The following is a 22,727-nucleotide window of genomic DNA, read 5'->3' on the forward strand; positions in this document are numbered from 1 at the left end:
CACCTCACGCAAAGCCACCACCCGCCCCTCGCACTCCACGACGCGGGCCACTCCCGTACGCATGGCGAGAGCGATGCGGTGGTTGAGGGCCGGGGCAGCGAAGAAGGCGGCGAAGAGCTGGCTGCAGCGGGAGATCCCCACACGGACCGCCGTACCCAGAAGCCGCCCGCCCCGTCCACATCACCGGACATCCAGCCACCGCAGCATTCCTCCCCCACCTCGGCGAAGGAGCCGGTAGCAGGCCTGCCCCCTCACCCTCGGCACAGAACCGGCGCAACATCCCATAGCCAGGAGCGAGGAGACGCTCATGGCCCACGCGGGCAGGGTCCGCCGCCGACCGCAGACACGTCGGCAGACCCCCACACCCCTGACCTTCACGACACCCGACCGCAGACCGCCTTGTCTGCAGCCTTCCTCTCCCACGCCATCACCGCCCGGAACGACAGGGCTCCTGCGCGAGCTTCCGTCACGAGCGGGTCGTCGTTCGTCTCCCACACCCCCCATCGCCCCACCTGGCCCAACACCTGGCCGGAGCAGGTGTGTTCAGTCCTCCGGCACGGGAGTGCCCTGGTGGTAGTAGAGCCGCCATCCGGCCTCACCTCCACCCTTACGCCACAAGGAGCTGCGACGGGCCCGACGGCCGGCGATGACACTCTCGTACGTCAGATGCACGAGGCCCGGAGCAAGGAGCACCCCGCGCATGCCGAAAACCTCGATACGCGGGCTGTCCTCTCCACCGTGCAGCGTCGGCAGGGCCGCGACCATCTCCTCGTACGTCCAACGCCGCCCCGAAGCACCGACCTCGACGAACTCGGGATCGAACAACCCAACACCGACAGCGGAAACCCGGACAACAGGATCGTGCAGGCGCAGTTCACCGTCCACCGCCGCAGCGATCGCAGCCCGCTCCTCGGAGTTCTCAGCCGTGTCAACCATGAACGCATCCTCCCCCGCCCCGAACCCGTCGACAACGAAAGGCAGGAGGACGGCCGGGCAGGCACACAGGGCGCCAGGAGGCGTTCGCCGGACGGGACCGCGGGCTTCCAAAGGAAATACCGTACACACACGGGCAAGGCAGCAGGCTCACCGAACACAACTGCCCTGTACCAGCGAACCGACCCGAGAACCATGGGATCAGCTGCAAAGCATGGTGAACAGTATGAAAGCGACCTTTAGCGCGGGGGCGGAGTCGCGTTCTTGGCGGGGATGCCGTCAGCGGCCCGGATGACGGCATCCCAGGCGGACACACCGTCGAGCCGCCGCTCACCGGCCTCCACAGCCGCACGAAGGGCGAAGCTCCCCAACGGCAACCGCCGGGGCGGATCCACACTGTCCACGAGGGCGAGGACGGCCGGCACGGTCGCCTCGGGAGGCGGCAGAGAATCAGGGGTCAGGGTCGGATCGAGCAGGTCATGCAGAGGCGCGTACGCGGGATACGAGGCGGAACGCCGCGCGGCGGAGAACCAACCGGTCGCATATCCGCCCGGCTCGAGCACGGTGACCCTGATACCGAACGCCGCGACTTCCTCGGCCAGCGCTTCCGACATACCCTCCACGGCCCACTTCGTAGCGCAATAAAGACCCATACCCGCATACGCCTCGATGCCGCCGCTGCTCGACACCTGGATCAGATGGCCGCCTCCCTGAGCGCGCAGCAGCGGGAGCGCTGCCTGGGTGACGGCCAGGGTGCCGAGGATGTTGGTCTCGATGACGGCTCGGGCCTCGTGTTCCGTGACCTCCTCCACGCAGCCGATGTGGCCGACACCCGCGTTGTTCACGACGACGTCCAGACGCCCGAAATGGGCATGGGCACGCTGAACGGCGGCGAACACCGCGGCCCGGTCGGTGATGTCCAGCGGGAGAGGGAGTACGGCATCACCGCTGTCGTCCGCGAACGCCCGGAGGGCTGCTTCACTCCGGGCCGCTACGGCGACCTGGTCACCGCGGGCCACTGCCGCCTCTGCCCAGCAACGCCCGAACCCACGTGACGCCCCGGTGATGAACCAGACCTTGCCCACATGCCCTCCGTGAAAGATCAGGGGCCATCAACCGCGGCAACCACGGCGAACGACAAGGGTGTCCGGCCGCCACCACAGCACCTCCCAGCCGGCATGGCCATCCGGACGGCCTGTCCGCCAGACTGACAGACACATCGACGAACCGTCCAGGCCGCCTCCGGACCCGACCCGCCCCGACCAAGAGAACAATCCCAGTGACCCAGGTGGAGCAGGAAACGGGCCGGCCGACCCCACCCGAAGCAGCGCCCCGGACGGCGGCAACCACTTCGGCCCGCCTCCCCCACGACCCGAACCAGGCCCCACCCCAGACCCGCACCAACAAGCCCGAACACACCACCAGCCCTGCCACAGACACGCGTCCGGACCACCGGGACCGATCCATTCAAAATGCCGACTGAAGCGAGCTGCTCCGGTCAGGTGCCCCTCTCGTCCTGGTGCGCCCGTGCTTCCTCTTCAGGGAATGCAGGGCAATATGCCTAGATCAAACGTCCTCTCGGAGCAGCGGTGCTCCGCCACTGGAACGGCACTTCACCCCCGCGCTGCGCGCGGGGGTTCGCGCTCCCGCTCCGCGGGGAGAGTGACGGCCGTTCGGCCCTTCACCGCATTGCGGCCCGAACCGGGCGGGTCCTTCCGGCTGTGCCTCCAGAACCGTTGGGGCCCGCTGACGCGAGCCGGCTGCCGGGGTAAGGCTATTCGGGCTGAGTCACCGTCAAAGACCAGCGGACCCTCTCGTCAGAAGCGTCGACACCGATGGCGAAGGACCCGAATCTCACCACTCCCGCGTCCATGACCACCGAACCCATTCCCGGGGTGCCGGCGGGACAGTCGACGGTGAAGTCGGCGACCTGATACCCCTGGGACTCCATCGTCACGTCCACGCTGCCTCCCTCGCACGCCACCGTCAGCACCGTGGGCAGGCCCTCCCACGCACCACCGGAAGCCACGCCCCCGTCACCAGTCATCTCCTCCACCCACACCAGACCATCCGGGCCCGGATGAGGAAGAAGACCACCCGCCGCTGCTGCCGGCCCGGCGCCAGCCACAGCCATCACACCGGCCGCCAACAGCGCTGCTATCGACAGATTCCTCGCACGCATCACGCACGTCCCTCCCTGAATTACTGTCACAACATGCACTTCCCTACCCCTGCAGGCAGGGAAGTGCACATGAATACACCAACCCACGGACAGCAATCCAGACCGGCGGGCTCGAACCGCGCCCCGCCGACCGGACTCTGCCGGGCAGCGGGGCGGCCGACGGATTTTTCCTGACAATGAGCAGTGGCCGCTTCTGCCTGGCGGGCGGTGACTGCCAGATAACCGCGGGCAAGTATCGAACGGTCGAGGGCCAAGAGATGGCGGGAGCCAGGGGTCGCTTGTTCGTGTCGGCTTCGGTGTATCGCCTGCATCAAAATGACGCCGCATATAATGCTGGAGAAAATGTGGAGCGGGATTCGACGGGTCGCAAAGGTCAGCCGGCCCAGTCCTTCCAACGAGGATGGGCGGGTTCGCATTGCCCATTCTCGACTGCTTGTTGGTGAGCCTCCTCAGGGCTCAGCGGATTTCCGAAAGAAAGGAAGGTACAGTCGGGGTAGACCGGCTGCATGCCGTACCAACCGACTGACATGAGGAGCACGAGCAGGAGCGAAGCGAGAAGGTGCTTCCACGTTGGGGGACCTGAAGTGGGACGGATCACGCAGAGAGCGTAGGGCAGTTGTGAGCTGTCGGACCTGCTGGTTCCCCACTCGTCCCCTAACAAGTCATCTCATTTGGCCGGATAGGCTGCTGCTGTGGCGGGGATTGTTGAGCGGCTGGTGCCGGATGAGCTGTGGGACTTGTTCCAGCGGGTGGTGCCCGAGGCGCCATCACGGCCGCAGGGCGGCGGCCGACATCGACACGGCGACCGCGAGGTTCTGGCCGCGATCGTGTTCATCGCGACCTCGGGCTGCACGTGGAAGCAGCTGCCGACGGCTTCGTTCGGGCCGTCCGGCGCGACGGCCCATCGCCGGTTCACCGAATGGACCAAGGCCCGGGTATGGGCCGAACTCCACCGCCTGGTCCTCGACGAGCTCGGCGCCCGCGGCGACCTGGACTGGTCACGGTGCGCGATCGACTCGGTCAGCATGCGGGCCCTGAAAAGGTGCCCCTATGGTCTCCGTCAAGCTGATGTGCCAGCTGGAGCTTGGTAGAAGGTGCCGTCACGGAGCATGGCGAACAGGACGTCGACTCGTCGTCGGGCAAGGGCGATGACGGCTGCGACGTGGTGTTTCCCTTCCCTGCGTTTCTTGTCGTAGTAAGCGCGGGACTCCGGTTGCTTGAGCGAGGCGAACGCGGCGAGGTAGAGAGCGCGTTTGAGCTGCCTGTTGCCGCGTCGGGCGGGGTGCTCGCCGCGGATGGAGGAGCCCGAAGTTCGGGTGACCGGGGCGAGGCCGGCGTAGGCCGCCAGGTGCCCGGCGGTAGGAAACGCGGTGCCGTCGCCGACGTCGATGAGGATGCGGGCTGCGGTCCTGGTCCCGATGCCAGGCATGGAGGTCAGGACCTGGGAAAGAGGGTGGTCCTCCAGGAGTTCCTCGATCCGCGCGGCCAGGGCCTTGCGCTGGCCGAGGACGGAGGAGAGCGAGGAGGCCAGACTGAGGATGATCAGTGCTGCGGCCTCGGTCCCGGGAACGACGACGGTCTGCTCGTCGAGGGCGGTGAAGATGTCGTCCGCCAAACGCTCCGCCGTCCGAGGCGCCTTCGGTCGCAGCAACGAGACCAGGCGGCGACGTCCGGCCTTGCGGATCTGTGCGGGTGAGCCGAAGCGTTCCAGCAGTGCGAGAACGGCGGGATGGTCCAGGCGAGGGCCCAGGACCTGTTCAAGTGAGGGATGGATGTGGGTGAGCAGACCACGCAGGCGGTTCTTGATGCGAGTGTTCTCGGCGGCGAGGTCGTCGTCGAAGCCGGCGACCATCTGCAACTCGGCCGTGGTCTCATCGGCCGGGCCGACGGCGCGGAGCGTGTGCGGCATCGCGCGGGCAGCGTCGGCGATGACGTAGGCGTCCCTGGCGTCGGTCTTGGCCTCACCCGGATACAGGTCGGCGATCCGGCGCATCGTCAGGCCCGGCAGGTAGGCGACCTGGCAGTTCATGTCACGGGCGACTGCCAGCGGCAGAGCCCCCATGGAGGCCGGCTGGTCGACGACGACAAGCACGGTGCCGTGTTTGGCCTGCAGCTTGGCGAACAACTCGCGTAACTTCGGCTCGGTGTTGGGCAGCGGCTTGTCGAAGGTCTTCTTCCCGGCCGGGGTCAGCGCGGTGGCGTGATGCTCACCCTTGCCCACGTCCAGGCCCAGATAGATGTCGACGGTCTCGTGCTCGTTCACGATCTTGTATCCCGACTCCGAACCGTCCCGGCCTGCCTGCGGCATCAGCGTGCCGGCATCCACGTTACGAAGAGCCTGCCTCACCCTGTGCGGGATCGGCGCCCATGCCCCTGATCAGCGGTCTGCCGATGCCTCCGTGCCCGGTGACAGCACCTTTTCGATCATGACCGACTGGGGACCTGAGTCATGCCGGGACCGGAGGCCGGGAGCCCCATTGCGGGGCCACGAAAAAGGTAACGGGGACCTGACAGGTCCGAATCCTGTCGACCGGGGCAAGTACGGCTCGAAGATCCATCTGATCACCGAGCGGACCGGTCTGCCCATCTCCGTCGGCATCTCCGGCGCCAACGTCCACGACAGCCAGGCGCTGATCCCGCTCGTGAAGGGCATACCCCCGATCCGGTCCCGCCGCCGCCCTCGTCGGCGAAGGCCCGGCAAGCTCCACGCCGACAAGGGCTACGACTACCGTCACCTGCGGCAATGGCTGGCACAGCGAGGAATCCAGCACCGCATCGCCCGCAAGGGCGTCGAAACGTCACAGCGAGTCGGCAGACACCGCTGGACCATCGAACGGACCATGGCCTGGCTCGCCGGCTGCCGCCGACTCCACCGCCGCTACGAACGCAAGGCCGAGCACTTCCTCGCCTTCACCAGCCTCGTCTGCACCCTCATCTGCTACCGCCGACTCGCCGAATGAGATGGCTTGTCAGTGAGGACGGGTGACCCGGAAGTCGGCAGCCACCCGTTCCAGCATCACCCCAGGCACAGGGTTGTGCGCGAATCGTACGTTCCAGATGTCAGCCAACCCTGCAGCAGTCCCGTTGTGCCGTCGTGACCAGGGCCGGAAACAGTCCTGTGCGAGGAGACAAGGGCCCCGCTCCTGGGAGCGGGGCCCGGGCGGCTTATGAACCGACCCTGCGCTTGTTCCACACGTCGAAACCGACCGCGGCCAGCAGGGCAAGGCCCTTGATGACCTGCTGCCAGTCGGTCCCGACGTCGAGGAGGTTCATGCCGTTGTTCAGCACGCCGAGGACGAGGCCGCCGATGATCGCGCCGAAGACGGTTCCCACTCCGCCGCTCATGGACGCGCCGCCGATGAACGCCGAGGCGATGGCCTCGAGTTCGTAGTTCAGGCCCGCCTTGGGCGAGGCCGCGTTGAGACGGGCGGCGATCGCCATGCCCGCCAGGGCCGCCAGCGCTCCCATGTTCACGAAGACCAGGAAGGTGACCTTCTTGTCCTTCACACCGGACAGTTTGGCCGCCGGCAGGTTGCCGCCGATGGCGTAGATGTGACGGCCGAAGACGGTGTTGCGCATGACGTAGCTGTAGCCGACCACCAGCACGCCGAGGATCAGCAGCACGATTGGTGCACCCTTGTAGCTGGCGAGCAGCAGGGTCACCACGAGGATCGCGGAGGCCATCACGGCGAGCTTGAGCAGGAAGATGTTGCGCGGCAGCACGTCGAGGGCGAACTCCTGCTGCCGCCCCCGGTCCCGGATCTCCTGCAGGACCACGAAGACGATCAGCGCGATGCCCAGCAGCAGGGTGATGTTGTGGTAGTTGGTCTCCGGGCCCGCCTCGGGCATGAAGCCGTTGCCGATCTTCTGCATGCCCTCGGGGAAGGGACCGAGGGTCTGGCCTGCCAGCAGGATCTCGGTGAGACCGCGGAAGATCAGCATGCCGGCGAGGGTGACGATGAACGACGGTATGCCGCCGTAGGCGATGAAGAAGCCCTGTACCGCTCCGGCCACCGCGCCGACCAGCAGACACAGCACCACGGCGACGGGCCAGGAGATGTCCTGCTGCACGGTGAGCACTGCGGCGAAGGCGCCGACGAACGCCGTCAGCGAGCCGACCGAGAGGTCGATGTGGCCCGCGATGATCACCATCATCATTCCGACGGCGAGGACCAGGATGTAACTGTTCTGCAGGACCAGGTTGGAGACATTGCGCGGCAGCAGCAGGTCGCCGTCGGTCAGCCACGCGAACAGCGCCACGATCAGACCGAGGGCGATCAGCATGCCGTACTGACGCATGTTCCGGCGCAGACCGTCCCGCATCAGCTGCAGCAGGCCTCCGCCCGAGGCCGGACCGTCCTTGCCGGGCGGTGCCGGAGCCGACGTCGTGGCAGTCACATCGGTGCTCATCGTGTTACCTCTTTGTCCTTCGTCATCTGACGCATCAGCGCTTCCTGTGAGGCCTCGGCCCGCGAGAACTCACCGGTCAGCCGGCCGGCCGCCATCGTGTAGATGCGGTCGCACATGCCGAGCAGCTCCGGCAGTTCGGAGGAGATGAAGACGACCGCCTTGCCCTCGGCCGCCAGTTGGTCGATGACCGTGTAGATCTCGTACTTGGCTCCGACGTCGATGCCGCGCGTGGGCTCGTCCAGGATCAGCACGTCGGGACCGGCGAAGATCCACTTGCTGAGGACGACCTTCTGCTGGTTGCCGCCGGACAGCTTGCCGACCGGTTCGAAGACGGTCGGCGCCTTGATGTTCATGGACCTGCGGAAGCCCTCGGCGACCTTCCGCTCCTCGTGCTCGTCGACCACGCCTCGCTTGGCGACCTTGTCCAGTGCGGTCAGCGAGATGTTGCGGTTGATGGTGTCGATCAGGTTGAGCCCGTAGTGCTTGCGGTCCTCGGTGACGTACGCGATCCCGTGCGCGACGGCGTCCGCTACGTGCCGAGTCTGGATCTCCCTGCCGTCCTTGAGGACCGTGCCGCCCGCGTAGCGGCCGTACGTCCGGCCGAATACGTTCATCGCCAGCTCGGTGCGACCGGCGCCCATCAGGCCCGCGATGCCGACGATCTCCCCGCGCCGGACGTGGACCGACACGTCGTCGACCACCTTGCGGGTCCGGTCGATGGGGTGGTACACGGTCCAGTTGCGGATCTCCAGGGCCGGGGCCGCGCCCTCTTCCGCCCGGTGGGGAGTGCGCTCGGGGAAGCGGTGGTCGAGGTCGCGGCCGACCATGCCGCTGATGATGCGGTCCTCGGTGGTCTCCGAGGCCTTCACGTCGAGGGTCTCGATGGACCGCCCGTCACGCAGGATCGTCACCGAGTCGGCGACCCTGCGGATCTCGTTCAGCTTGTGGGAGATGATGATCGAGGTGATGCCCTGCTTCTTCAGCTCCAGGATCAGATCCAGGAGTTTGCCGCTGTCCTCGTCGTTGAGCGCCGCGGTCGGCTCGTCCAGGATGAGCAGCTTCACCTTCTTGGACAGGGCCTTGGCGATCTCGACCAACTGTTGTTTGCCCACGCCGATGTCGGCGACGCGGGTCTCCGGGTGGTCGTCGAGCCCCACCTGGCGCAGCAGCCGGGTCGCGTGCCGCAGCGTCTCGTTCCAGTTGATGAAACCGCGCCGGGCATGCTCGTTGCCGAGGAAGATGTTCTCCGCGAGAGAGAGATACGGCACCAGCGCGAGCTCCTGGTGGATGATGACAATGCCGCGCTGCTCGCTCGCCCGGATGTTTCTGAAGCGGCAGGGCTCCCCCTCGAAGAGGATTTCGCCCTCATAACTTCCGTGGGAGTGAACGCCGGAGAGGACCTTCATCAGGGTCGACTTGCCTGCGCCGTTCTCCCCGCAGATGGCGTGGACCTCGCCCTGGCGGACGGTCAACGTGACGTCCGACAGCGCCTTGACGCCGGGAAAGGTCTTGACGATCGAGCGCATTTCCAGGACGGGTCCCGCCATGGTCGTGCCTTCCAATCAGTGGGGGATGGAGGTTACTTGAGGTCGCTCGCCTTGATGTAACCCGAGTCGACGACGACCTTCTGGTAGTTCTCCTTGTCCACGCTGACCGGCTCCAGCAGGTGGGCCGGGACGACCTTCGAACCGTTGTCGTAGGTCTTCTCGTCGTTGACCTCGGGTTCCTTGCCGTTGAGCAGGGCGTCGACCATGCTCGCGGCCACCTTGGCCAGCTCGCGGGTGTCCTTGTAGACGGTCATCGCCTGCTCGTCCGCGATGATCGACTTCACCGAGGCGACCTCGGCGTCCTGACCGGTGACGATCGGCAGCGGCTTCGCCTTGGAGCCGTAGTTGTCCGACTTCAGCGCCGACAGGATGCCGATGGAGATGCCGTCGTACGGCGAGAGCACCGCGTCGACCTTCTCGGACTTGTACGACTTGGTGAGGATGTCGTCCATCCGGCGCTGAGCCGTGGCGCCGTCCCAGCGCAGGGTGGTGACCTGGGTCAGCTCGGTCTGGCCGGAGCGGACGACGAGCTGCTTCTTGTCGATGTAGGGCTGCAGGACCTTCATCGCGCCCTGGAAGAAGTAGCGCGTGTTGTTGTCGTCGTTGGAGCCGGCGAACAGCTCGAGGTTGAACGGCCCCTTCTCGCTGCCGTCCTTCAGTCCCAGTTGTTCGATGATGTACGTGCCCTGCAGCTCGCCGACCTTCTCGTTGTCGAACGACGCGTAGTAATCCACGTCTTCGGTGCCGAGGATGAGTCGGTCGTACGAGATCACCGGGATGTCGGCGTCCTTGGCCTGCTGGAGCACGTTGTTGAGCGACTTGTTGTCGATCGCGGCCACGATCAGAGCGTCCACACCCTGCGCGATCATGTTCTCGATCTGCGAGACCTGCTGGTCCGGCTTGTCCTCGCCGAAGACCAGCTTGGTCTCGTAGCCCTTCGCCTTCAGGTTCTCCACCACGTTGTCGCCGTCAGCGATCCATCGTTCCGAGGACTTTGTGGGCATCGAGATGCCGATGGTGGCACCCTCGCTGCCGCCCTTGCCTTCCTCGCTGCCCCCCTCGCTGTTCTGGCCGCAGGCGGAGAGAGTGAGGGCGAGGGAGGCGGCAGTGGCCAGGGAGGCGAACGCGGCTCTGCGGTTGCGCATGGTCATCATCCTTGATGTGTGCGGGCGAGGTCTGCGGCCAGGAGTGTGCAACGGTGCGGTCGGGCGGGAAGAGGGCTGCCGCGAACCTTGTGAGCACGTTCCACACGAGCCGACCGGACGCGGAAGACACTCCTCAGTGTGAGCGCTAACAATTCCGGAACGCAAGGGTCGTGAGCTGGAAAGCTTCGCCGAATCGGATGGCGGTCAGGAGTTCTGGCCTGCGCCATCAGGCAAGTCGCCGAGCGAGGGTTCAGCGACTTCGACAGTCGACAGGGCACTCGCCGCCTCCACTCAAGGCGATGTAGGTGTAACGCCCGCTTCGGAGGGGTTGAGTCTTGTCATTGTTAGCGCTAACAATGACGCTTTAGGTCGTGTCCTACGTGGTGAGGCGGACGTTGTCCCGGTATGGGGCGGGGGACGTGAAGCTGGATCGTGCCGGACGGCTTGCGGGAGATCGCCAGGCCGCTGATTCCGGAGCAACGGCGGCGGCCGCCAAGGGGGAACACAGAACACCGCTGATGAGACGGTGTTCGCGGCAATCGTCCATGTGCTGGTCAGCGGATGCGTCTGGCGGTCACTGACGCCCTGCTTCGAGGTGTCGAAGTCGACCCGTCCACCGCAGGTTCCTGATCTGGTCCAGGGCGGGCGTCTGGGGCCGACTGCACGAAGCCGTGTTGCACCGCCTGGACGACGCCGGCCTCCTCGACGTCTCCCACGTCGTCCTCGACACCGTCCACGTCAGGGCCAAAAAAAGGGGGCGAACACACAGGTCCGAGTCCCGTGGACCGGGGCAAGCCGGGTTCCACGATGCACGTCCTGTCGGACGCGAACGGCTTGCCCGTCCTTGTCGGCGTCTCCGCCGGCAACGTCCACGGCAGCGAAGGACTGAAGCCGATGATGGAGGGTCACCGAACGAGACCCGCCCCTCACCGCGGCCGCCACTTCAAGCCCCGGCGCCTGCACGCCGACAAAGCCTACGACCGGGCCGAGCTGCGCAGATGGCTGCGCGGAAAGCGGATCAGCGTGCGGATCGCCCGCACGGGAATCGAGCCCGGCGAGCGATTGGGACGCCGCAGATGGGTCGTCGAGCGAACGATGTCCTGGCTGTCCGGCTACCGCCGCCCCAGCCCCCGCTACGAACGCGACCCCCGCAACTACCCGGGCTTTCCCGGTCTCGCCGCTGCCCTCTGCTGCTACAAGCGGCTCGTCCGCCTCACCACGTAGGACACGCTCTCATACGTTGCACTGCCACGTATGAGACGGCGGAGTCGGCACCGCAGGCGGCCCCCACCGCTCCCTGACCCACCCTCAAACGGGCACAGGAGCGCGCCCTGCCGCTTCCCCCGGCTTGCGCCATACGGGAGGAGCATGTGGCTCCAGGTATCGGGGAAGTTGCCACCCAAGGAGGGTGCATGAGGCGACGGGTGTCGAAGCGGGAGTTGGTCGAGCGGCTGGAGGCCGTGGAGCGGCGCCTGGACCGACTCGAGGCGAGTCCGCTCGCCGGGCAGGAGACCATCCCCGTCATCCCCACGGTCCACGACCACCACTACGAAGGCCCCGGCCCCTGCAGCGCGGACGTGTTCGGGCAGGAGTGCGGTGCGCACCAGGCCCTCCACGCCAACCCCGACTAGAGATCGTCGATCATCGCGGCGCGGGCGGCGATCGACTGCCCGTCCGGCTACGTGCGCATCTACCCCTAGATCAGTTTCGGCGGCCGGCCCTCGGTACGCCGGGCCTCGGACGGCAGCGTCGACGACCTGCCCTCCGCGACCGCTCCATCCATGACCTGCGCGGCTACAACCTCAACGACCGGGCTCGCTCCCTGAAAAATCAGCCGCAACGACTGTGACTGAACACCCCGGCAAGCGGATACAGGAAGACCCCCGAGCCTGAACAGCAGGATCGGGGGTCTTCCTTGTGGAGCGCCGGGCAGGCCTTGCACCTGCATTTCCCCGCAGGAAGCGGGGCGTCTTTCCTTGGACTACCGACGCACAGCACGCCACCGACAACCTGGCGACGCGTTCAAGATCTACTCTACCGCACTCACAGCACGCCACGCACACCCCGGATACCTCCCGCCAACCCATCCCTAGTCGGTCCGCGCGGCGCACCGCCTGGGCGCGGACCCTCAGTGCGTCGGCGGCGATGCGTGCCCGCTCGTACGGCGGGGAGGTCCGCTTGCGTGTCAGTGGGCAGCACGGCCTGATCCTCGGTATCGCGCGGATACAGGGCGCGCAGGTCGGCGGGCGGATGTAGTCGTCGACGGCCGTCTGCACGATCTGTTCGTCCAGACCCACCTGGTGGGGCCGACGGCGCAGGACGTAGGAGAGGTGGCGGCGGGCTTCGGCGAGCAGGTGGTGGCGCTTGAACGCGCCGCGCATCACGTACACCACGGCGACGACGTCGACGGCCGCCAGCGCTACGTCGACCACCGGCCGCGCCCGCGCCCACACCGCTGCGGCCGCCGCCCGCGCCCGCTGTGCCGGCCGGTAGACGGTGCAGGCGCCGAACGCCCGGATCGCCGAGGAGTGCCATCGCGTCCGCAGCTCGGTCAGCGACCGCATCTCCGTGGGTTTGGGCGGACGCATCCGGTCGGCGGCCCGGCGCGTAGGCGGCCCGCTCCCCCGGTGCGTCTCCCTGCCGCTCCTCGTACCTGGCGGTCAGGACGGGCAGCGCGTCCTCGATCTGCTGTCGGCGGGTCGACTGCCAGCCGATGGGACGCCGGTCAATGCCCGTCCTGGTGGGGCACATCACGGCCGGTTCCGAGGGTGTTCACAGGCCCGGCTGCTTCGTGTAGTCGTAAACGGTCGCCCGGGATACGCGGAGTTGGCCGGCGATGAGTTCTGCGGTACTCCGGGTCTCGAAGAGGCCCTCGCTGTTCAGCCGACGTACCGGCCCGTGTTTCTGGCCGTGGTTGAGGCCACGCGGGGTACTGAAGCGCTGCGCCGCGAAGGAGCCGAGACCGGGCGGAGCTCGCGTCCGCTGCGGTCGCGTGGCGCCTCCGGAGCTCCACCCTGCTGCTCGGAATCCATGACGACGAGGTCGGCCAGGGTAAGGGCCAGCAGGGGACAGCGTGTCGACGTCCAGGTTCGGGCACAGGGCCGCGACGTAACGTCCTTCGGCGCTTTGATGCCGATCGAGGTGCTCTTGGGCGGGCGTCCATCGGGGAACTGGTTGCTGTAATTCTGGATGACACCGGGGTGGTCGGGGCCCGCGATGCGGCGCAGGCTCAGTTCGGTGGCGGAGTCGCCGACCTGCCGTCCGGACAGGTTGTTCTCGATGATGCGGATGGCGCTGTCAGGTCGGCGCAGATCGTGCGGGACGACCTCGCACGGACCTGGGAACGTGCACCCGACGGCGACAGCGATGCGCTCGGCCTCCCGTACGGGATGCCCGTCTTCCGGTACGGCAGGCTGATCGGGGCGTTCCCCATCCGGTCGGCCGGTGAGCGGGTTATCGAGCGCTGTTCGATTCATGAGCGCAGTCATCGTGCTCGGCGAACACTGCGGCCATCTTCTCGGCGGACTTCAGCCCCGCACCGGTGAGCACGACCACGGTCGTCTCGTCCGGAGCGATCTCTCCGATCGCGATGAAGTGATCGAGGGTGGCCGCGGCGACGCTGCTGGTCGGTTCGGCGTACAAGCCGCGCGCGCTCAGGGCGCGGACCGCGGCGTGGATCTCCGCCTCGGGGACGGCGTAGGCGGCGCCGTCGGAGCGGCGGATGGCATCCACCGCCTCGGGCAGCCGGACCGGGTGGGCGATGGACGCGCCCTCTGCGATCGTCGGCACCCGCTCGCCGCGGCCGGCCGGGTCAATGCCGTTGAACGTGTCGGCGATGGTCGCCCAGTGCTCGGGCTGTCCGACGAACAGGCGCGGGCGCCTGTCGATCTGGCCGGCGTCGAGCAGTTCGCCGAACGCGACGTCGCACCCGATGATGTTGCTGCCGGCCCCGGCCACGAGGACGACGTTGTCGGGCGCGGTGAAGTCGAGCGACTCCCACATTTCGTAGGCGATGGTCTTGGTGCCCTGGATGAACATGGGGTGCCAGTTATGGCTGGCGTAGGGGATCTGCTCCGACTGCCGGATTGCCTCGTCCGAGACCTCGTCGCGGGTGCCGCCCACAAACTCGATCTCGGCTCCATAGGCGCGGGCCTGGAGGATCTTGGCCACCGAGGTGGAGGCGGAGACGATGATCTTGGCGCGGATACCGGCAGCGGCCGCATAGGCGGCCACCGCTGCACCGCCGTTGCCCGAACTGTCCTCGAGTACACGGTCAGCGCCGTGCGCCGCGAGGTGGGACATCATCACCGATACGCCCCGGTCCTTGAAGCTGGAGGTCGGGTTGAACCACTCCAGCTTGAAGTGAACGCGCCGACCGGCCCAGACGACCGGGACCATCGGTGTACACCCTTCGCCCAGGCTCACCCGTCGGGCGGCCGGAACAGGCAGGGTCGCGTGGTAGCGCCACAAGGACCGTTCAGCGGTGTCGATCTGTTCGGGACGCAGGCCTGGCAGTGCGCTGACGGCGAGAGGGCTGCCGTCCTCGCCCCGCCAACGGGGGTCGTCCAGGGAGTAGCGCTTCCCGGACCGGTCATACATGTCGGCAGTGACGAGGGCTGAGCGCTGTCCGGCGTTCATGGGTGATTCCGGTTTCTCTTCAGGCCCGGAGCTGGGTCTGGGCGTCGAGGAGGAGGTCCTGGGCCTGGCGGGTGCGGCCGGTGCGGCGCAGCGGGCCACGCGGGCCGCGGCGGCGGCCAGCAGCGGCGGCAGTGTCTGCCGGAGGCAGGCGTAGTCGTCGGCCGCGAACAGGTGGCGCACCGCGGCGACGTCGCCGGCCGACAGCCCCGGCGCGCTGGGATGCGGGGGCGGCCCATGCAACCGGGCCGCCTGCCAGTGCCGCAGCTCCGAGGGCGGCTCCTGCGGTCAGGACACCCTGTCGGTCCATGTCCGTCTCCTCTCCCCGCCCGGGCCCGGGGCTGGTGTCGGTGTCGGTGTCGGCTCGACACTACGGGCGGGCGGGCCGGTCCGGGCAGGGCGCACGGGTGGCAGGCGAGTGCGCCCTGCCGCCTGCCCAGGACCGGGCGGGTCGCCGGGTCCGTCCATGTAGCCCTTCGCGATGAGCCGCCCCCGTTCGTCCGTCTCGCCCGTCAGCTGATGGGTCCAGCCGGCTTTGCTCAGTACCTCTCCGTACGCGGCCGATGCCGCCTCCGCAGTGAGGATCCATCCGTCCTCCGGACCATCTTGCAAGATCACTCGTGTTGTCATGGGGCGCGCCGTAGAGGGGTCGGCGTCCTGACGTCGCGCGCTCGGCGTCGAGCTCGGGTCCGGTGTGTCGGTGGGGCGCTGGACGCTGCACCTCATGCCGACTCCGGATGATCTGTCGCCGCATCGGCGGGCGAGGCTGCTGTGGCGCCGGGCCCACAACGTGCACGGGCTGGAGGAGATGGTCCGGGAGCCGGGTGAGCCGTGCCGCGTCGGCGGGCCGACCGGGCCGTGCCCGGTGACGGCGGACAGCGGGACGTCGAGGGCCGCCCGTGCTGGAGGGCCGCCGGTTGTCCGCGGTCGGTGGGGGCCGTGGTGGGCGCAGGGTGGTGAAGACCTGGGTGGGGATGCCGACGACGAGCGGTTCAACGCCCTCGGTCACGCGTTCGGCGACGCGGTGCAGAGGGGGCCTGCGTGGAGGAGGGCCGTGCGCCGCCCGGGCCGGCGGAGTTGTGGCCGGAGTTCCCTGGATCGGCGCGGAAGGAGATCAGGGCCGTGTCGTCGCGCTTGTCGGAGAGGTCCTGCAGCCGCCGCAGCAGTTCGGGCAGGGGGTTGTCGCGGTGGAGCGCGGCAGCGGCCAGGAGCCTCTGCTGCCCTTCGTCGAGGGATGCGGCGGGTCTCTCGATGAGGCCGTCGGTGTAGAGCAGGACGGTGTCGCCGGGGGCGAGCTGGTGGGTGTGGCTGGTGCGGTGCATGCCGGGGAGGGCGCACAGCGGGGGGTCCTGGTCGTCGCCGGTGAGGAAGTACGGTGCCTCGTGGGCCGGGAGGAGGAGGGGCGGCGGGTGTCCCGCGTTGGACCAGGTGAACCGCCATGCGCCGTTGGGGGTCCGGCGCAGGCGGGCATGGACGGCGGTGGCGAAGGAGGCGATGTCGAGCCCTTCGGCGGCGCTCTCGAGCCTGGACAGGACGGTGGACGGCTTGCACGTGGGGCCGTTGCTCCAGGCGAGGCCGCGGAGCATGCTGCGCAGCTGCACCATGGCGATGGCCGCGGTCAGGTCGTGCCCGGCGACATCTCCGATGTCGAGGACGAGAGTGCCGTCGGAGTGGACGACGGCGTCGTACCAGTCACCGCCGATCTCGTTGGCGGAGCTGGCCGGTTGGTAGCTCGCGGCCAGACTCGCGCCGGGCACGGCCGGCGGGTTGGTGAGGTGGGCCCGTTGGAGGCGCAGGGCGGTGCGACGCGCCCGCTGGAGGTCGAGGGTCTTGCGGAGGGGCGGTTCCACGTAGTGGAAGACCCTGCGCAGCAGTTCGGTGTCGGTCGGCCCCGGGGCGGGCGAGTCACCGATCGCGCTGGTGACGGCGTAGCCGAGCATGATGTCGTCGGCCATCAGCGGGTGGAGCGTCACACTGGTGGCGGCCGCGTCGGCGAGCCACCGCTCAGTGACCTCCGGGACCAGGCCGGGCGGCACCCGTCCCCCCACGGTGAGGTGGATGGTGTGAGGGGTTCGGCTCTCCAGGACCGTGCGGACGGCGTCATTGATGACGACCTCGCCCTCCAGCAGGGGAGGTCGAGGTGGCAGATCGCGTCGGGTCGCCGAGGCGGCCCGCCGGGCCGTGACGGCGGTGTTCTCCGGCGGCGGCCACTCCTCACCGGTCAGCAGCATGATCACGCAGGCGTCGACGAGTTCCGGGACAACGACGTGCACGACCGCCTCGAAGACCTCGTCCAGGGTGCCGCCGGACACCTCAGCGAGGTGCGCGAGCAGGTGCTCGCGCAGCGCCGCGCTCCATCTGTCCTCGACGTCCTCGGTGGCGGCGATCCATTCCGTGGTACGGCCGCCGCGCATGATGGGCACCGACCGGGTCGCCACGTGGCGGTACGAGCCGTCGGCGGTCCGTACCCGGAAGGCGGTCTCGACGATGCGCGGGGGATGCCGAGCCAGCATCAGACGCCGGTCGTGCTCAAGCCGGTGGCGGTCCCGGGGATGGACGTACGTGGTGAAGCGGCTGTCCATCCGACCGTGCCACGGCTCCCCGGTCAGCTCCTGCCAGCCGGGGACGATCTCCTCCGCGGAGCCGTCCGGGCGCAGTACCCACACCATCTGCGATACGGCCGACGCCACCGCCTGGTAACGCTCGAGGGCCACGATCTCGGCCGTGGTGTCCAGCGCGACGACCATCGCCCCGGAGCCCTCGGCCGTGGTGACGGGCGTGCAGGAGTAGACGAAGAACCTCGCCTGTTCCGGAGAGCCGGGATCGGGTTCGCGTGTTTCGGGGAGGCGGCGGGGCCGCCCCGTAGCGACGACCTCGTCCAGCACGGCCATGAACATGTCGGCGTCCTGTTCGGGGAACGCCTCCCGTGCGGGCAGTCCGAGGGGCCGTGCGCCGAGCAGTCGGGCGCACGCACGATTCTGGTAGACCAGCCGGTGTTCCGGACCGGTGAACAGGGCGACGGCCGCCACGGTCTCGTCGAAGAGCCGCACGTCGAGGGGCTCCAGCGGACTCATGGCCGTTCCCTCGTGCCCCGTGACCGTCGGACGTCCGACCGGTCGGGGGTCCGCCGGATCAGCGCCGTCACCGCGTGCTCCGCTCCCGCCGAAGGCCTCAAGGACCTCACCCTTCTTCCCGCGCCCGAGTCCGAGGCCGGGGTGCGCGAACTCGCACCACTGCCAGCATCACCTGTGCGCGGCGGGCCCGACGACCGGGCCTGCGTCGTACGAGTGAGCACATGCGCCCGGGTCCGGCACGCTCGGTCTCGTGGGATCGCGGTCAGGGCGACTTCGGAGCCGGTGTGCCGTCGCGCAGAAGGTCTCCGGCCTGGCTTTGGTCACGAGTCCCGGTTCTGGCTCAGGTTCCGTGCGGCGGCCGGCATCGGCCCGCGCCCTCACGGACGATGTCGTCGGTCAGGGAGCCGGAGTCGGTGGTGCCGTCCTCGTCGATCGCGCTGAGCACGGCCTGGACGAAGCCTGCGGCGGGCCGCTTCCAGGCGTTCGGCGTGGTCCACCGCGAAGATCCGCGGTAGCGACCTGTCGAGTCCTCCGGGCAAGGGTCGGAGGTCGCCGACGGTTCGCGCCGTCGCCGGCGAGGGCCTCACCGCAGCCCCGTGGGCCTTGTGAGCACAATGGGCGCCGTGACATCGACGATGGACTATCAGCAGGTTCTGGAACAGATTGCCGAGGAGATCGCGCGGACGCCCGGCCGGGGACGGTCCGCCGACTACATCCCGGCGCTCGCCGCCCGCGACCCGCGCGCCTTCGGCATGGCCGTCGCCGAGCTGGACGGCACCGTCCACGGGGTGGGCGAGTGGCGCGAGCCGTTCTCCACGCAGTCCATCACCAAGGTCTTCACCCTGGCACTGGACCTGGCCCATGAGGGCGACGAACTGTGGGAGCACGTGGGCCGCGAACCCTCCGGCAACCCGTTCAACTCACTGGTACAGCTCGAGCACGAGAACGGCATCCCGCGCAACCCGTTCATCAACGCCGGCGCCCTGGTCGTCACCGACCGCCTCCACACCCGCACCGGTGACGCGGCGGGCGAGCTCCTGCGGCTGCTGCGTGCCGAGAGCGGGAACCCGGACCTTGATTTCGACCTGGCGGTCGCCGCCTCGGAGACCGCGCACGGCGACCGCAACGCCGCCCTCGGCCACTTCATGGCCTCCTACGGCAACATCGACAACCCCGTCCCGCTCCTGCTCGACCAGTACTTCCGCCAGTGCTCGGTCACAGCCTCCTGCGCCGACCTCGCGCTGGCGGCCACCCTCCTGGCCCGGCACGGCATACGCGCCGACGGCACCCGGCTGCTGACACGCAGCCAGGCCAAGCAGGTCAACGCCGTCATGCTGACCTGCGGAACCTATGATGCCGCCGGCGACTTCGCCTACCGCGTCGGCCTGCCCGGCAAGAGCGGGGTGGGCGGCGGCATCATCGCCGTCGTGCCCGGTCGCTGCGCACTGTGCGTGTGGAGCCCCGGCCTGGACGAACGGGGCAACTCCGTCACCGGAGTGGCGGCGCTGGACCTCTTCACCACGCTCACGGGGCTGTCGGTCTTCTGATCCCGCCACCCCGCACAGCAGCCGGGCGTGCACCGCGGCCGTCGATGAGTCGGCCCCCGGCCGCGTGGTGCTGTGGGTGTGGCTGCTGCCCTTCGGCAGCGCCACCGAGGCGGCCGGTGAAGGGATACAAGGTGCACGTCACCGGCTCGTCACCCCTGACACGGGCGGTCCCGTCCAGGGCCACTGCTGGTGGACGTCGTCCAGGTCGATCCGGTGGACCGCGGCGCCGTACCCCTTGCCGAGCGCCGCGACGGTCAAGTGGTCACCGCGCAGTTCGACAAGGAAAGACACCAGCCGCTCCTCTCATGTGCAGGTCGCCGACAGGGAGAACCGCTTGTCGGCGTGAGTGTCGAGGCAACTCCCTGTGCCATTTCCTCCGGAGATGTTCGATGGTTGCCGGCAAAGAGGGCCAGACGGCCATCTGTCCGGCCGGTCACGGCTGCGGTCCGCCGACAACGCGGGTCCTGGATCGGCGAGGGGGCTCCGTGGTTCAGGCCGAAGGCCGTGCCGGCCGACTGGGATCTGTCGCGGCAGTTGTCCAGCATTCCGCCGGGATGGCGTTGACCGCTGCCGCGGGATGGGTGTCCCGGACCCGGGTGTCCCAGACGGTGAGCCTTCGCAGATGAGGCTCTTTCACCGCCGGAGATCAGGGCTGCGGGGAAGGAATGGGGCCACACGGCCGTCGGCGCGCCGCGGATAACCTGCGTGAATGAAGCAGATCCAGCGGGCCGCCGGCGCGGTCGTCGGCTCAGCGGTGGGGGACGCCCTGGGCGGACCCTTCGAGTTCGGTCCCCAGGGCGCGTTCTCCGCGCGGTTTCCCACGCCCGGTGCCGGTGACGAGATGTGCGGAGGCGGCGGCTGGGACCCCGGCGAGGCCACCGACGACACGCAGATGGCAGTCCTGGTCGCGGAATCGCTGCTGGAGCGGGGCGGTCTGGACCTGCCCGACATCTTCGCCCGCTTCCAGCGGTGGGCGGCATCAGACCCCAAGGACATCGGCCTGCAGACCGAGGACGTCCTGACCAACGGCATGCCCTGGGACCTCGCCGCCGCGATCCATTTCCAGGTCAACCAGCGAGCAGCCGGAAACGGCTCCTTGATGCGGGCATCAACCTCTGCGGTCCACTTCGCGGCGGCCGGTCGAGAAGTCACCATGGACGCGGCCCGCCGCATCGCCGCCCTGACCCACGGTGACCGTGCGGCCTGGGAAGGGACCGCGATCTTTCACGAACTCATCCGCCTCACGCTCGAGAACGCCGATCCCCTCGCCGCGCTCCCGGACGTCTTGGCTCTTGCCCATCCCGACCACCGTGGCCGCTACGCCACCGTCCTCGCGCCCGACTGGCACCCCGATCAGGCGACCGAGTTCAACGGTGCCGTCTGGCCCTGCCTGGGTTCCGCCGTCTGGGCCCTGCGCACCACCAACAGTTTCGAAGACGCGATACGCGCGGCGATCGATCTCGGCGGCGACACGGACACCGTCGCCGCGGTGACCGGAGGCCTCGCCGGGGCGTACTACGGACTGGACGCCATCCCCGCCCGCTGGACCCAACCGCTCCACGTGCCTCTCCCGGGCTTCGACGGACGGGTACTGCATCTGACAGACCTGCTCCACCTCGCGCACCGCCTCCTGGAGGAGGGCCGTCGATGAGAAGACAGACGTGGCTGCCCACACGAGCGGTGAGCTGGTGGTGTGGGAGGCGGACCCGCCTGCCTTGCGGCCATCAATGCCGGGACAGGATCTCGAGAACCGCCGCACCCGGCAACCGGACCCGGCACGGCGTCCGGGGCCGGCGCAGCGCAGTACGGACGGCGTTCGCGGCCGGGCCGGGCGTTCCACGACTGCCGCATCGTGCGCGGGTCGTACCGGCCCGTGCGGCCGGTCCTGGTCACCGCGGGCGAGCGACCCTTCTGGGTCGGAGCGCTAGACGCGGGAAAGGCCCTGTGCCGGTGCGTCGCGGGTGGTGGCGAGCAGGTCGGCGGCTTCCCCGACGGTGACGACGGGCTGGAGTCCGGGCACGTGCGGCCAGCCCGGCCGGCGCGGCATCACCCGGCGGCATCGCCCGGCGCCCGGCGCGGGGCCGCCTCAGTGCACATCGTCAGGGAATCGTCTTGCTGGTCCGGCAAGAGAAGTGGCCCCGCCGGCGGGGGTGCAGCACGGTGGGCCGCATGAACACGGAAGAGATGCCCGAAGAGTTCGATGTCGTTGTCGTCGGCGGTGCGACCGCCGGTCTGTCGGGGGCGCTGACCTTGTCCCGGGCCCGGCGTTCGGTGCTGGTGCTCGATTCCGGGCAGCCGCGCAACGCCCCCGCTGCCGCGGCCCACGGCCTATTGACGCGCGACGGGGCGGCGCCGCAGGACCTGCTGCGCGCCGGCCGTACCGAGGTGGCCCTCTACGGGGGCACTCTGCTTCAGGAAGGCGCGACGTCCGTACGCCGGACGGACGGCGGGTTCGTCGTGGGCACGCAGGGCGGCCGGACGTTCCGTGCCCGCCGTCTGCTGGTGGCGACGGGCCTGACGGACGAGCTGCCGGAGGTACCGGGTCTGTGGGCGCGGTGGGGGCGTGACGTGCTGCACTGCCCGTACTGCCACGGCTGGGAAGTGCGTGACAAGCTGATCGGGGTGCTGGGTACCAGCGCCGCGTCGGTGCACCAGGCGCTGCTGTTCCGCCAGTGGTCACCGCGCGTCACGCTGTTCCTCCACAACGGCCCCGAGCCGAGCGAGGAGCAGTGGGAGCGCCTCGCGGCACGCGGCATCGAGGTCGTCCGGGGCGAGGTGGCCGGCCTGGACATCACCGACGACGCCCTGAGCGCTGTCCGGCTGGCCGAGGGGCCACGCATCCCGGTGGAGGCGCTGGTGGTGGCCCCGCGGTTCGTGGCGCGCAGTGAAATCCTGGCCGGCCTGGGGGTCGACCCGGTGGAACACCCCATGGGAATGGGCACCTACGTTCCCTGCGGACCGGGCGGCGCGACGGAGGTTCCCGGGGTGTACGTGGCGGGCAACGTCACCGATCTGATGGGCGGCCTGCCCGCCGTGCAGGCGTCCGGAGTGGCGGCGGCTGCGGCGATCAACGCCGACCTGGTGAACGCCGACGCCGACGAGGCAGTGGCCCGCCGCCGGTCCGCACAGGTCTTCGGCCCGGTCAACGAGACACTCGTGTGCGAGCGGGTCCTGGGCGACCGCCGGCACGGTCTGGAATCGATGCTGCCCCCCGAATCCGGCCGGTAACGGGAGGACACACCCCGGCGGGCGGG

At 68.8% G+C, this 22,727-nt stretch carries 16 protein-coding genes and 4 pseudogenes; 8 read left to right on the top strand and 12 right to left on the bottom strand.

Annotation, left to right across the window (positions count from 1 at the left end; genetic code table 11):
- Positions 1–543 precede the first annotated feature (543 nt).
- The 3 genes from A2U95_RS00580 to A2U95_RS00590 form a co-directional block, all read right to left on the bottom strand.
- Entirely contained in the window at positions 544–936 is a 393-nt protein-coding gene (locus tag A2U95_RS00580) for a nuclear transport factor 2 family protein (protein WP_166020290.1), read from the bottom strand.
- Positions 937–1,172: 236 nt separating this feature from the next.
- On the bottom strand, positions 1,173–2,018 hold the full coding sequence (locus tag A2U95_RS00585) for an SDR family NAD(P)-dependent oxidoreductase (RefSeq protein ID WP_166020291.1): 846 nt from the start codon (positions 2,016–2,018) through the stop codon (positions 1,173–1,175).
- Between the two features lie 689 nt (positions 2,019–2,707).
- Positions 2,708–3,145 (bottom strand): hypothetical protein, encoded by a 438-nt coding sequence (locus A2U95_RS00590; RefSeq protein ID WP_240957147.1) that lies wholly within the window; start codon positions 3,143–3,145, stop codon positions 2,708–2,710.
- 662 nt (positions 3,146–3,807) lie between these two features.
- Between A2U95_RS00590 and A2U95_RS00595 the strand changes: the two are divergent.
- A pseudogene (locus A2U95_RS00595) lies at positions 3,808–4,155 on the top strand (transposase); the annotation flags it as partial.
- A 20-nt stretch (positions 4,156–4,175) separates the two neighbouring features.
- Here A2U95_RS00595 and A2U95_RS00600 read toward each other — a convergent pair.
- Positions 4,176–5,423, bottom strand: coding sequence for an IS110 family RNA-guided transposase (locus A2U95_RS00600; RefSeq protein ID WP_420856937.1), 1,248 nt, complete (start codon positions 5,421–5,423; stop codon positions 4,176–4,178).
- Positions 5,424–5,541: 118 nt separating this feature from the next.
- On the opposite strand from A2U95_RS00600, the gene A2U95_RS00605 reads away from it, so the two are divergent.
- On the top strand, positions 5,542–6,075 hold the full coding sequence (locus tag A2U95_RS00605; RefSeq protein ID WP_277350856.1) for an IS5 family transposase: 534 nt from the start codon (positions 5,542–5,544) through the stop codon (positions 6,073–6,075).
- Between the two features lie 205 nt (positions 6,076–6,280).
- Here A2U95_RS00605 and mmsB read toward each other — a convergent pair whose 3' ends face one another.
- From mmsB to chvE, 3 genes are read right to left on the bottom strand one after another with little or no spacing between them, the layout of a single operon-like run.
- Positions 6,281–7,525, bottom strand: coding sequence for a multiple monosaccharide ABC transporter permease (gene mmsB / locus A2U95_RS00610; RefSeq protein ID WP_166020293.1), 1,245 nt, complete (start codon positions 7,523–7,525; stop codon positions 6,281–6,283).
- On the bottom strand, positions 7,522–9,072 hold the full coding sequence (mmsA, locus tag A2U95_RS00615) for a multiple monosaccharide ABC transporter ATP-binding protein (RefSeq protein WP_166020294.1): 1,551 nt from the start codon (positions 9,070–9,072) through the stop codon (positions 7,522–7,524). Before mmsA ends, mmsB begins: the two co-directional genes overlap by 4 nt.
- A gap of 32 nt (positions 9,073–9,104) precedes the next feature.
- Positions 9,105–10,217 (bottom strand): multiple monosaccharide ABC transporter substrate-binding protein, encoded by a 1,113-nt coding sequence (chvE, locus tag A2U95_RS00620; protein ID WP_166020295.1) that lies wholly within the window; start codon positions 10,215–10,217, stop codon positions 9,105–9,107.
- Positions 10,218–10,646: 429 nt separating this feature from the next.
- Between chvE and A2U95_RS00625 the strand changes: the two are divergent.
- Positions 10,647–11,441 (top strand): annotated as a pseudogene (locus A2U95_RS00625) (IS5 family transposase).
- 188 nt (positions 11,442–11,629) lie between these two features.
- Positions 11,630–11,848 (top strand): hypothetical protein, encoded by a 219-nt coding sequence (locus A2U95_RS00630; RefSeq protein ID WP_166020296.1) that lies wholly within the window; start codon positions 11,630–11,632, stop codon positions 11,846–11,848.
- 456 nt (positions 11,849–12,304) lie between these two features.
- Here the strand turns inward: A2U95_RS00630 and A2U95_RS32315 are convergent.
- The 3 genes and pseudogenes from A2U95_RS32315 to A2U95_RS00645 form a co-directional block, all read right to left on the bottom strand.
- Positions 12,305–12,953, bottom strand: a pseudogene (locus tag A2U95_RS32315) (MobF family relaxase); the annotation flags it as partial.
- A 36-nt stretch (positions 12,954–12,989) separates the two neighbouring features.
- Positions 12,990–13,693 (bottom strand): annotated as a pseudogene (locus A2U95_RS00640) (helix-turn-helix transcriptional regulator).
- The gene (locus A2U95_RS00645; protein ID WP_166020297.1) at positions 13,671–14,855 is read right to left on the bottom strand and encodes a threonine synthase; all 1,185 of its coding nucleotides are present in this window, start codon (positions 14,853–14,855) and stop codon (positions 13,671–13,673) included. Before A2U95_RS00645 ends, A2U95_RS00640 begins: the two are co-directional and overlap by 23 nt.
- Between A2U95_RS00645 and A2U95_RS00650 the strand changes: the two genes are divergently transcribed.
- Complete coding sequence (locus A2U95_RS00650) at positions 14,854–15,009, top strand: hypothetical protein (protein ID WP_166020298.1); 156 nt, start codon at positions 14,854–14,856, stop codon at positions 15,007–15,009. The two genes, A2U95_RS00645 and A2U95_RS00650, sit on opposite strands and share 2 nt — an antisense overlap.
- An 835-nt stretch (positions 15,010–15,844) precedes the next feature.
- Here the strand turns inward: A2U95_RS00650 and A2U95_RS00655 are convergent.
- On the bottom strand, positions 15,845–17,926 hold the full coding sequence (locus tag A2U95_RS00655; RefSeq protein WP_166020299.1) for a SpoIIE family protein phosphatase: 2,082 nt from the start codon (positions 17,924–17,926) through the stop codon (positions 15,845–15,847).
- Between the two features lie 614 nt (positions 17,927–18,540).
- On the opposite strand from A2U95_RS00655, the gene A2U95_RS00660 reads away from it, so the two are divergent.
- The gene (locus tag A2U95_RS00660; protein ID WP_166024628.1) at positions 18,541–19,473 is read left to right on the top strand and encodes a glutaminase; all 933 of its coding nucleotides are present in this window, start codon (positions 18,541–18,543) and stop codon (positions 19,471–19,473) included.
- Positions 19,474–19,611: 138 nt separating this feature from the next.
- Here A2U95_RS00660 and A2U95_RS00665 read toward each other — a convergent pair whose 3' ends face one another.
- Positions 19,612–19,764: a hypothetical protein gene (locus A2U95_RS00665; protein ID WP_166020300.1), complete on the bottom strand. Its 153-nt coding sequence runs from the start codon at positions 19,762–19,764 to the stop codon at positions 19,612–19,614.
- A 418-nt stretch (positions 19,765–20,182) separates the two neighbouring features.
- Between A2U95_RS00665 and A2U95_RS00670 the strand changes: the two genes are divergently transcribed.
- Together A2U95_RS00670 and A2U95_RS00675 are read left to right on the top strand one after the other, a co-directional pair.
- Positions 20,183–21,124, top strand: coding sequence for an ADP-ribosylglycohydrolase family protein (locus tag A2U95_RS00670; RefSeq protein WP_166020301.1), 942 nt, complete (start codon positions 20,183–20,185; stop codon positions 21,122–21,124).
- A 518-nt stretch (positions 21,125–21,642) separates the two neighbouring features.
- Complete coding sequence (locus A2U95_RS00675; RefSeq protein ID WP_166020302.1) at positions 21,643–22,701, top strand: NAD(P)/FAD-dependent oxidoreductase; 1,059 nt, start codon at positions 21,643–21,645, stop codon at positions 22,699–22,701.
- Positions 22,702–22,727 lie beyond the last annotated feature (26 nt).

Source organism: Streptomyces chilikensis, from assembly GCF_001642695.1.
Taxonomy (GTDB): domain Bacteria; phylum Actinomycetota; class Actinomycetes; order Streptomycetales; family Streptomycetaceae; genus Streptomyces; species Streptomyces chilikensis.